2 protein-coding genes are annotated in these 3,190 nt (G+C 43.1%); both read right to left on the minus strand.

The features are described from left to right. A partial coding sequence (locus F6K20_RS31040; RefSeq protein ID WP_287297290.1) for an eCIS core domain-containing protein occupies positions 1-885 on the minus strand: 885 nt, incomplete at its 3' end. A gap of 31 nt (positions 886-916) precedes the next feature. After that, positions 917-3,190, minus strand: a 2,274-nt coding sequence (locus F6K20_RS31045) for an eCIS core domain-containing protein (RefSeq protein WP_287297292.1), incomplete at its 5' end; no start/stop codon positions are given.

Consider the following 3,190-nt stretch of genomic DNA (forward strand, 5'->3'; position numbering starts at 1 on the left):
TCTCTGAATGACTGGAGAAGATAACTGCTTTACTTCGTCGAAGACTCTTCCAATCTTCTGCGATTGCGATCGCTGTACTGTACTACCAGTTTGCTGCACCACATGGGTCAATTCATGAGCAATCAATTCCTGCCCCCCTCGACTCCCAGGGTTATATTCCCCCTGCCGAAAGAAGATATCTTTACCTGTAGTAAAAGCACGAGCTTGAATTGATTGATTCAACTGGTCAGATTGGGTATCACTGTGAACCCTGACTCCACTAAAATCTGCCCCAAACGACTGTTCCATTGGTTTCCGGATACTCTCAGCGATCGGCATCCCCGACCCCTTTGCCTGTTGGATCGAGCTTTCCAACTCTGGGGTAGCCGCCATTCCACCGTCCTGGGATTGAAGCTGCACCATTGGCTTCCTCATCAGTTCATCTTGTTCCTGTTGAGCTTGAATCGACTGATGTTGAGTGGTTTGACGTGGAACTGGTGCGTTAATCTGTCTTACTACTTCCGATGCTACTCGGTCGGCTTCAAGCTCATACTTATCCCCAGCTTCACCAATAGTCAGCTTCGCCTGCACTAAATTCCCCTCGAACCAATTGCCCCTTAACTCATGGGAAAGTCCCCTAAACATTGGCTGACGTTGGATTGGCTGCCCACTAACAGGGGAAACACTACTCAGCAGAGGGTCAATAGTTCGAGCAACTTTCTGTTGGTAACCAACTTCTGACTGAGAGTTTTGGTGCTGGGACTTAATTAGATGACCTAGTGCCCGGTTGCCGATTATCCCTTGCAATTCTTCTATGGGGTGGAGCTCTGGCTTGGTACTAGGTGATGGTTGTTGCTGTTGAGAAGTGAGTGTTTTTGTGGTTTGGCTTTGTCGTAGATTACCCATGAGTTTTACGAAATATTTAATAGTTTGTATATTATGAGGTGATTTTACCCCTAAAATTGTCTCGTTTACCAACTAAGTCTTGAGTAATTATTCTCTCATTTTTTTTCAATAAATCATAGAAAGCTTTTAGTCTTTCCAATTTTTCAAGCCAATTTTCCATTTCCTTTGCTACTACTGTAGTTTGATCTATCTCGTCGAGAGAAACTATACTGAGGCGATTCCAATCGAGCTTTCCTTTTCCGTGTTTTTCAGCTTTAGCACCTCCCGCACTAGATAGAGGGTTTGCGGTTGCTTCTGTTGACTTCCAGTTATGAACATATCCCTCGTTACTCGCACCACCTGGAGCAGTTGTTTCTACTCCAACCTCTAGAGCTCCGAATTTTTCTGTAGTTGGAGGTCGAAAAACAATCAGCAAATGTCCGTGGGCTCCATCTGGCAAAATTATATCACTGTTGAAATCTGTCTGACCAATACCACCAACAGCTAAATTTATGCCATAAAGTTCTGTTCCATAAAATTTATTTTTAATTGCTGCTAGCTTTCCTCCTTGCTCTCGAACTTTTTCTTCCTGCCTCGACCTTTTCATGAAGTGTGTACCGAAAGAACGTTTAAACGCTCCGATACTTTCGTCTATTTTTCCTGCTTGAGTTACACCAAGCCAATTGAGTAAGGCATAGGGGTCTCTTACGCCTGCTTCACTTTTTTTCGCTAGCTTAGGAATTACAATATTGACTCTGCCACCATGAGATAGGGCGGTAGCAACATTTTCCGACCACTTTTCATATCTGGGCAAGTTACCCTCGGTTCCAATATCAGTACATTCTTTTAATCCAGCTTGCATGAGTAAAAATACTTTTTTAAGCACCCCTATGGCTTTTGTATGTTTTTCAATCGCCTCACCTATATCAACTTTCTTACCTTTCGCCTTACCGTATTGATGTATTTCTTGCTGACGCTTCTTGGCTTCCTCAATAATTATGGCTTTTCTCTCACTCCCTTTTTCCCCTAAATCAAGGGTTTTTTGCCAAACTTCACCAGTGTTACTCCGAATTTCATCCAGATACTCATTACCTCCTGGCTGATTAGCTTTGAAATGTAAAGCCATTTGATAAGGACGAGTTTTAAATAAGTACTCTTTGCTGAGACTAAGTTCTTGTAATAGTTGAGTGTTTGAGCGGCATAGCCAAGCTACGCTAGCCACAATTAGTCTTTGATTGGGATGTAGTTTGAGCCAGTCATTCTCACTTTTTTTTCTTAAGTATTCTTTAGCTTCTTCCAAAGAAAACATTTGTAAGCTTTCTAGATATCGCTTACCCTCTTCATCGTTAGCCATATTTTGAATCACATTTAGCTCATTAATACTTAGGAGCTTATTAACACCTCTTTTTTTGAGGTATATATCTTGAAAGTATTTTTGAAACTGCTTCTGAACATCTTTATTGCCGAACCCAAGTTGCTTTAAAACTTCCGGTTTAATTCTCGGCGTTGCTTCCTCCAAGGGTATGTCATGTGTTGCTTCCTCCAAGGGTATGTCATGTATTGAAAGCCAATTTGGAGAATCCGTCCATTTTTTCGGGTGTTCTTCTTTCGGGTATTTTTTTTTGCTTGGTGCCCGCTGTAGAGTTTTATTCTGCTCTAAGTGTACCTGGAATGTTGGAGAACTCGGCACACTATCACTCTGAGACTTACACTGGATTTGCCCCCCAGTTTGCTGCACCACATGGGTCAATTCATGAGCAATTAACTTCTTCCCCTCCTGACTCCCAGGGTTATATTCTCCCTGTCGAAAGAAGATATCTTTACCTGTGGTAAAAGCACGAGCTTGAATAGATTGATTCAACTGGTCAGATTGGGTATCACTGTGAACCCTCACTCCACTAAAATCAGCCCCAAACGACTGTTCCATTGGTTTCCTAATACTTTCAGCGATCGACATCCCCGACCCCTTTGCCTGTTGAATTGAGCTTTCCAACTCTGGGGTAGCCGCCATCCCACCTTCAACAGAGTCAAGCTGAACCATTGGCTTCCTCATCAGTTCATCTTGCTTTTGTTGAGGTTGAATCGATTCTGCTTGAGTTGACAGACTAGAAACTGGTGCGTTAATCTGTCTTACTACTTCCGATGCTACTCGGTCGGCTTCAAGCTCATACTTATCCCCAGCTTGACCAATAGTGAGCTTGGCCTGCACTAAATTCCCATCGGACCTTGAACCCATTAGCTCATGGGAAAGTCCCCTAAACATTGGCATTCGCTGGATTGTTTGCCCACTAACAGGGGAAACACTACTCAGTAGAGGATCTTGGGA

Origin of the sequence: Moorena sp. SIO2C4 (genome assembly GCF_010672485.1) — a bacterium.
Lineage (GTDB): Bacteria > Cyanobacteriota > Cyanobacteriia > Cyanobacteriales > Coleofasciculaceae > Moorena > Moorena producens.